At 32.1% G+C, this 6,344-nt stretch carries 4 protein-coding genes and 2 pseudogenes; all 6 read right to left on the bottom strand.

Annotation, left to right across the window (positions count from 1 at the left end; all coding sequences use genetic code 11):
* Positions 1–627: 627 nt before the first annotated feature.
* Entirely contained in the window at positions 628–1,020 is a 393-nt protein-coding gene (locus JVU85_RS13850; protein ID WP_108909048.1) for a recombinase family protein, read from the bottom strand.
* A 518-nt stretch (positions 1,021–1,538) separates the two neighbouring features.
* Complete coding sequence (locus JVU85_RS14165; RefSeq protein WP_227532287.1) at positions 1,539–1,688, bottom strand: JAB domain-containing protein; 150 nt, start codon at positions 1,686–1,688, stop codon at positions 1,539–1,541.
* A 54-nt stretch (positions 1,689–1,742) separates the two neighbouring features.
* A pseudogene (locus tag JVU85_RS14075) lies at positions 1,743–1,871 on the bottom strand (JAB domain-containing protein); the annotation flags it as partial.
* 568 nt (positions 1,872–2,439) lie between these two features.
* Positions 2,440–4,353 carry an ABC-F type ribosomal protection protein OptrA gene (gene optrA / locus JVU85_RS13835; protein WP_029743126.1) on the bottom strand — a complete coding sequence of 638 codons (1,914 nt, stop codon included), beginning with the start codon at positions 4,351–4,353 and terminating at the stop codon, positions 2,440–2,442.
* 384 nt (positions 4,354–4,737) lie between these two features.
* A complete protein-coding gene (locus tag JVU85_RS13830; protein WP_002360186.1) occupies positions 4,738–5,892 on the bottom strand; it encodes a helix-turn-helix domain-containing protein in 1,155 nt (384 codons plus the stop codon).
* Between the two features lie 201 nt (positions 5,893–6,093).
* Positions 6,094–6,312, bottom strand: a pseudogene (locus tag JVU85_RS13825) (JAB domain-containing protein); the annotation flags it as partial.
* Positions 6,313–6,344: the final 32 nt, after the last annotated feature.

Below are 6,344 nucleotides of genomic sequence, written 5' to 3'. Positions count from 1 at the left end.
ATCAAGTGATTCTGACTATATTACTGGACAATCTATTTTAACTGATGGTGGATTAGTTTATAGATAAGAAAATATAATTAATATTAATAACTTGAAAATTATTTTGAGGCAAGCTGCTATAAGCATCTTGCCTTTATTTATTAGAAGGAGCATTTCGGAAAATGAGATTATAAAATATGCAATAAATATTGTAAAATTTCATTAAGTTATTTATAATAAATACAAATTAAAATGTTATTTTTTATTTTGTAATGAAGGGATTAATAATAATGAAACATATGCATTTATCCGTTTTAGCTTATAGTACAGGTTTACATCATAGGTATCTATAGCAATAGCATCATAACGAATGTTAATGCTAACATTGGGATAGTTTCTATATTTTTTAGTCCGTTAATGAATCCTTTGCCATAATCAGCAGAATTCTTCTTTAAGTCTTTATCCTGTGATAATTATTTTCCTTTTGCATAATATGTTTTTGCTTTTTCATCTAATTTAGCTTCACGAATTTTGTCCTTAGCAATCTTTTATAATCTGCCACGTTTCTTCCTCCTGTTAATTTAAGTAATGTGTTTCTATGTTATATTCATACACGTTTTTTTACACTATTTCTCCTCTCAGTATTGTCTATAGACAGTCGTCTGTTGCTATAAGACCATGTATAAATTTAAGTCCTTCTGAACCAGCAGTAGAATCTATAAACTCCATGTGACTATAAACATCGACATGACTGTTAATGCAAAACTCTATCTGCTTCAGATAATCATATATTTCATGAAACATGTTAAATGACTTATAGAATAATACTAGATCATAATCTGTGTTACGTATTTTATTGTTAAGTTCATATAATTTAGGATAGTAGCCCACTATAAAGTCTTCTTCATTATCAGTATAAACTTTTTCGATATGATAGTTTTTTTCCTTAGCAATTTTTGTAAGTATTTCTAGTTGCTCTTCTAGGGATACACCGAATTGTGATTCATTTCCTTCATTCAAGTAGATTGCAGCTGTTTTCATTGTTATCATCTCCGATTATTCGTTTAGGTAGGTTTTTATGTTTTCCTTTATGGTCTATCTGAATTAAATTAACTGGATAAACTTTGAGATATGCTACTGTTAAGTTGTAGCAGTTTCTGTTGAAGGTTCTTCAGTTGAATTATAATTATTTTCTTTTTCCTTATCTGTTTTTTGTCTGTTTCGCCTTTAGCCTTAACAGTCTTGAGTTTCAGCTTTTCTTTCTATAGTGACAAACTTTGATTTATTGAGTACTGAAAATATGTAAATACGCTGATGAGGCTTATTAACAAAACAATTAATACAGAGAACAACCATTTTTTATAAAAATTCTCCTTAACCTATTTTTTACTTTATTTGTAATTATAACAAGTAGAGTTAATATTGGATATATATTTTTATAAGCGTAGGATTAAAAAATATATAGTTTTTACAGATATAGGATGATGAAAAATCTGCTTGTTTCTATATGAATGTGACAAATCGTTAATAAAAAAGGTCAGGAATATAATGCTTAACCTTTAGAGAAGACAACTTTCTTTTATTGAATGGAATGAATTATTTGTAAAGATGAGATGATCGAGGTCATCTATTCTGATTAATTTACCCACTTTATATAGACGCTTTGTAGCTTCAATATCTTCATATGATGGTTGAGGATGACAAAATATGACTATTTTAAATCTTGTATAGACATTTGTATTTACGAACTAATAAAGTGATATCTAATCATCTAAGTCATTTTTCATAATTGAATGATGATCATTTTCTGAAAATATTATGTGGTCATATAATATAATGCCCATCATTTCACTAATCTCTTTTATTCTCTGAGTTATTTTGATATCTTCTGGAGAAGGTGTTAAGCTTTATCAAGAGTAAATTACAAAAGAATCATTTAAATCAATACTTTCACTTTGAATACATGTATTTGAAGTGGAAGGTACTTATTTCAAAAATAGTAAAACCTGTATCTTAAATTACTTAATAGTAACATAAGATACAGGCTGATTTTTTATTCATTGTTATTTATACTAAAGCACCCGATAGCTCTGAAAACAATCACAAATTCAACTTTTCAAAGCCACAGCTTTAAGTTATTTTGTCCAGACAACCCCCATTGCCCAACCCATTTTATGGAATTGGCATCCAGGCAACAACTTTTCATATAAATCGTAATAATTTTGTTCAGCTGGAAGAACAACTTCTGGCAGCATAACAATCAAAGGAAATTTAGTGAGTTTATACGACTACACTTTTCTTGACAATTCCAAAGTATAGATAATAAAAACCGCTATGCGGCAAACTCAAAAGGTCTTCACATAGCGATTATATCTAATAAAAATTCATTAATTTTTTTACATTTTCAACAACCAGAATGTATCATTAACACTTTTACATCCTTATTGCATAACTCAAAAATTACATAACTTCCAATTCTCTCATCAACTGTTCCCATTCATTAAAATAATTACCCTGACACCTTTTAACATCATCAATTGATTTTTGTATTTCCGTCAGTACTATATAATCAGAAGAATTGTTTGGTTCAGAAATAATTTTATTCAATCTTTCTAATTCTTCATCATATTGATTTATTAACACTTCAAGTTTTTCAATTCGTTTCTCCTTCTTAACCTTCTCCTTCTCAATGGAGTTACGATCGCCTTTTACTGTGTTATTTTTCTCTACTTTCTGCTCAACTTTAATGTTATTAAATGGCTTTTCAGAATTCATCCTTTTTTTCTCGTACTCACCATAAGTAGATTGTACAAACTCTACACCATCCTTATCAAAAACAAGTAATCTGTCAGCAATCTTATTAGTAAAATATCTATCATGTGACACAAAAATAATTGTACCTTGATAACTGCATAAGATATTCTCTAAATTCTCTTTTCCAATAATATCCATGTGGTTTGTCGGTTCATCTAAGATTAAAACATTAGTACGTTTATATAATAATTTACATAATGTCAATCTAACCTTTTCTCCACCTGACAAAGAGGACACCGGTCTAAAAACATCATCTCCACTAAACTGAAATGAGCCAAGAGCAGTTCTGACCTCTGTGTCATTTAGCTCAGGGTATTCGCTTTGAAAAATTTCGAATAGTGTATCATCTCCACTGATTTGAGCAAGCTGTTGGTCAAAATAGCTAATTTCAACATTGTATCCGAATTTAAAATCTCCAGACAATGCTGCCACACCATCCATAAGTGTTTTAAGCAACGTGGATTTACCAATACCATTACTCCCAACAATTCCAAGCTTCTGTCCCCTTTCAAGGTTGAAATTAACCTTTGCAAGAGGAGTATCATAGCCTATCACAAGTTCTGAAGCACTTAATACTTGCCTTGAACTACTGATTCTCGGTTGAAATTTAGACATATAAGTTTTTGTATCGTATTGGTCTGGTGCATTTAATATTTGCATACGCTGTAATAATTTAATTTTAGATTGCACCATTTTAGCTTTCGTAGGTTTATAACGAAAACGTTCAATCAAGCGTGTAATCCTTTCAATTTCTATCTGTTGCAAATCGTAATCTTTTTGCTGTTTGATATGATTTTCTCGTTTTTGCTCCTCAAAGGCTGAATAATTACCTTTATAACATTTGGTCTCTCCCCATTCGATTTCATAAACCTTATCCACAATTCGATTAAGAAACATTCTATCATGGGAAATAATAACCAATGTAGATTTATAACTTCTCAAATAACTCTCCAACCATTGTATTGTTTCTATATCAAGGTGGTTAGTAGGTTCATCAAGTAATAGAATGTCTGGCTTTGTTAAAAGTATTTTTATAAAAGCTATCTTAGTTCGCTGACCACCTGAAAATTCAGAAATGGGTTTTTTATCATCTGCTTCAGTAAAACCCATACTACGAATCATCGTTTCATATTCTTTTTGGTAGGTTAGACCTCCAAGAGCCATATACCTTTCACTGATATCAGAGTATTCATTGATGATTTTATCATCATATTGATTCTCCATTTTATCTATCAGCTGTTTCATCTTGTTTTCCATATCAATAAGCGTCTTAAATACCGTACGGACTTCATCCACCATTGATATACTTTCATCTTCAAAAGGCATCTGTCTTAAATAGCTAATATAAGGGTTACCGGTCTTTATTACTTGAAACTCACTTTCACCAGTTCCTTCTTCTAATTCAATTTCGCCTATAATAGCTTTTAGCAAGGTTGTTTTTCCACATCCATTTCTACCAACAATAGCAATCTTTTCATTATCATTGATTTCAATACCGATGTTTTCCAACACCATATTACCATCATAGTAAACGGCACCATTAATTATTTTGTATTGCATTTTCATATCCTCCTTTGCGTTAGTACTAGCAATTGCAAAGGTGGCTTCGGACAATAATTATTCCACTCCATGTAAAGCTTGTCACAGCCACCTATACATGAAGTTCTTTAAATGTTACTTTAGTTGTAGATTTCATTTGCTTCTCCCTCCTATCGTTTCAAATATAATTCAACTTCCCCCTTATTGTACCAAATCGCTAGCGCAATGGCTAACCTAAGTTTTAGCTTACACCTTTTCTGATAAAAACAAAGTAACTGATCCGTTATCTCATCCGACACCAGATTCCGCATATGCCCTGCTGTTCCCGTCAACAGAAACCGCAGCCACACTGGAAAAAGATACAAAAGGATTGCCGCAATTGATTCTTTGCATTAGCCATCAGCTTTACAAATCACTCTTTCTATATTCAAAAGGCGTTTTTCCTGTTTCTTTTTTAAACACGGATGTGAAGTAACTTTGTGAGTTAAATATAAGATATTCACTAATTTCTGATATTGACTGATTCGTATATACCAATAGAAATTTGGCATATGCTATTTTCTCCTTCTTAATGTATGCACCAACAGTCATACCTATATCTATCTTGAATTTACGCATGAAGTGATACTGACTTAGACCAATTTCTGTGCATATTGACTGAATGGTGAGCTGACGGTTGATATTTCTTTTAATCATCCTGACTGCTTTTGCTATGTCTGAAGAGACACCAGATACTCTATAATCTGCAGTACTTAAAGCGAAATGCTCCAAAATACTGTTATACATAGCAACGGACTCTTCTCTTTTTCTCAGAGAACTAAAGCGATTTCCGTAATAGCTACTGATTGCACCTGACATTTCAATAGGAAGACCGCCAGCAATAGCATAGTACATCGATAGATACAGACAGAATGTCAGCATGGATTTTGTTGATTGTTCATTATTACAAAATTCAAAAAGTGCATTAAGGTAATCTTGATCCCGGTTCAGCTGTTTAAGTGTAGTTATATCACCATTTTGGACAAGCTCAAGTCTTGTTCGTAAGTCCTGATAACTTTGTTCAATCGTCCGCTTTGAAAGCTCAGACGTTTGTAGTCCCATGATATCAGTCGAAAAAAATTGTACCAGTTTATTCACTAAACTCTCAATAGAAAAAGATAAATTCTTATCTAATGCAAAGTAATACATCATCACACATATTTCACTAAACTTTCTGATATCGAGCACAGTCCATTCATTGTCATTGCTTCCCTGATAAATCATCAATGGGTTAATGTTCTCTACCATCACTGGACCAATCTGAACGTACATTGCTTTATCATCAGATTCAAATGTGCATCGGACAGCACCAAGAGGATGAACTCCGATTCTGAATCCTGGTAAATCTTCAATCCAATATTGGCTCATATCATAATCAATAGGAAACAAATTCTTGTCAACTTCAATATTACCAAGAGCTATGTTTATATTCTTGTCATCTTTTATTAGAACTGAAATTTTATAGGTTGAGTGAAATACCTGTGCGAGATGGCAGATTTCTTTTATTCTTTCTTTCTTCATAGTTTTGACAACCCTTGTCTGTACCTTTCAAAAGTATTTTATAATATAGTATAACATATTTTGAAAAGGGATATATCGAGATTAAAAAGTGCTAGCGCACCAGTCGGTAGCGTCAGCACTTCTGTTGAAAACTTTAAATAGAATGTGAAGCATTATATCCACTCAGCACGGCGCCACTTATTTTGGCCTCTCCACTCACATTCACCTTACCTTCCCTCGCTCAGCTATCATTGGGGATGGAAAGTCTAGAGTTTTATAGTCGTTCGTCAAAGTAATTCTTGGATTAGATATCAACCCTTTTTCCTTGAAGCTAAAAAACTCTCGATTATCTCCTCCCACAATCACGTGATCAATTAAAGGAATCCCCATCAATTCACATAATTTGTTCATCCTGTCTGTCATCATCGTATCTGCTTTACTTGGTAACGGATTTTATCAAGAGTAAATTACTA

It is taken from the genome of Staphylococcus sp. GDY8P72P, assembly GCF_016890655.1.
Lineage (GTDB): Bacteria > Bacillota > Bacilli > Staphylococcales > Staphylococcaceae > Staphylococcus > Staphylococcus arlettae.
The sequence above is the reverse complement of the archived record's forward strand: the minus strand, read 5'-3'. Positions and strand labels throughout refer to the sequence as shown.

Coding starts and splice junctions, on each gene's coding strand:
- JVU85_RS13830 (WP_002360186.1), bottom strand. CDS start 5,892: ATGAAGAAAGAAAGAATAAAAGAAATCTGCCATCTCGCACAGGTATTT.
- JVU85_RS13850 (WP_108909048.1), bottom strand. CDS start 1,020: ATGAAAACAGCTGCAATCTACTTGAATGAAGGAAATGAATCACAATTC.
- optrA (WP_029743126.1), bottom strand. CDS start 4,353: ATGCAATACAAAATAATTAATGGTGCCGTTTACTATGATGGTAATATG.